This window comes from Bacillus sp. 05T31 (assembly GCF_056396725.1).
In genome coordinates this window covers 1-1887 of sequence record NZ_JBFTMA010000790.1, presented here as the reverse complement: position 1 = coordinate 1887, position 1887 = coordinate 1, and the positions used below count along the sequence as shown (strand labels likewise).

The window sequence follows — 1887 nt, the reverse complement described above, 5'->3', positions numbered from 1 at the left end:
ATATGATGGTGTGGTATTTATTATATTTACATTTGATATGACAGATTGATTAGGCACTTCTATTTGTTGTGAACCGGAAACATAAATAACAGATGACTGAAATACTTGATTAATAACTTGAATAGTACCGCCAGTTATAGAAGCATTACTTTGTAACTCAAACGCATTAAAATCTCCATCAATTTGCAGCGTTACGGTAGGATCTAACTCTAATCTTACGTTGGATTTAATAACAATCGGCTTCAATATTTTATACGTATTAACCCCTGTAATTCTTACCGTCGAAATTCGGTTCGCTACACAATAATTAATCGCTTGTTGAATCGCTAACGAACTATCACTTCCTGAATTCGGAACTGCACCAAAGCAATCAATATGAACACTATTTTCTGGCGCACACTCCTCTTGTGAAGAAATATATTCTGACAAAATAAATTCACTCCTCATATTGCCTTTTTCATATAATATGTGAGTTCTCTCTTAAAAGTTTGTATCATAAAAAAAACAAACGACCTCCACGGTCATTTGTTTAATTCATATATATCCTTCGTTTCTTCTACCATTTTAGTTAACGAGAAATTTCTTTCCGCTTYTTCTCGCGCTTTCACTCTAATATCATTCACCTTTTCTTCATTTCCTTGTAATTCCTCCAGCACGTCTGCGAATTCAGATTCGCAATATTCAGATATTAAAACACCTGATTCTCCATCTATTACCGCTTCATTTATTCCGCCGACATCTATTGAAACAATTGGTGTTCCTGTAGCCATTGCTTCAATTACTACCATTGGAAACACTTCACGAAAAGATAATAAAAGTAATACATCCATATTTCCTATAAACTTATGTGGCTCTGAAATATTTCCTAACATCTTTACACTTTGTTGCAAGTCATATTTTTCTATTTCTTTCATAATAGATTCTTTCTCTGGTCCATCACCAGCAATATAAAACATAAAATCATTTCTCTTTTTTAACACATTTGCAATTTTAACAAATAGTTGATGATTTTTCTCCTTGGATAATCTAGCTAATATACCTACTTTATAAGTAGATTCTTTCTTTTTCTGCTGGAATAAAAATTTTTCAATATCCACACCGTTGTAAATTGTCTTTACTTTCTCTTCAGCTACATGAATTGAAATTAAGTTATTCTTTTCAAATTCACTTACTGTAATAATATTGTTCACATATTTATTCATGACATAACGAAAAAGAATTGGCGTTTTCTTTTCTAGTATCGTTACATTATGTTTCGTATACACGATTTTTATCTTTCTTTTAATAAACTTTTGAAGTAGAAAAGCATATAATACCATTCGCAAACTATTTGCATGAATAAGTTCTATCTTTCGTTTATAAATCTCTTTTCGTAAGTAATGAATATTTCTCAAATGATTCCATCGACTAAGTAACATGAAATTTTCTTTTCTAGTAAGAGATTGATATAATTCTCCCTCACCTGCAGCTGTATAAACCGTAATGTTTTCATATTGCAAATTGTTTTCCAATTTACAGAAGTAACTCTCGGCTCCCCCAGTTATCAATTTATCTGTCATCAACAATATATTCATACTTGCGTCTTCCCAACTACATTGATTTTATTTTTTCTGTAAGCATGATAAGCATACTTACTAAAATAAAAAAAGGTTTGCAATGGATTAAGCGATTTTTGTGCTCTTAATAACTTCCAATATCTGAAGGCCGCTCTTATTTTATTTCTCGAAACAGAATTTGTAACGATTCTATATTTCGCTAACACTTGTTGTATCCCTTTCGCCTCATATCCTTCATTTAATAAGTTCAGCCACAACGCTGTATCTTCTGGTTGTACACTTGGCATTTCAATACAAGGAATCTTCTCACGATCAATCATCACTGTTAAAC

1 protein-coding gene and 2 pseudogenes are annotated in these 1887 nt (G+C 31.7%); all 3 read right to left on the bottom strand.

Features of this window, described 5'->3' with window-relative positions:
• Nucleotides 1-429 (bottom strand): annotated as a pseudogene (locus AC1DJR_RS28305) (hypothetical protein); the annotation flags it as partial.
• Nucleotides 430-521: 92 nt separating this feature from the next.
• On the bottom strand, nucleotides 522-1574 hold the full coding sequence (locus AC1DJR_RS28300; RefSeq protein ID WP_477004078.1) for a glycosyltransferase family 4 protein: 1053 nt from the start codon (nucleotides 1572-1574) through the stop codon (nucleotides 522-524).
• Nucleotides 1571-1887: pseudogene (locus AC1DJR_RS28295) on the bottom strand (glycosyltransferase family 2 protein); the annotation flags it as partial. The pseudogene AC1DJR_RS28295 and the gene AC1DJR_RS28300, both read right to left, overlap by 4 nt.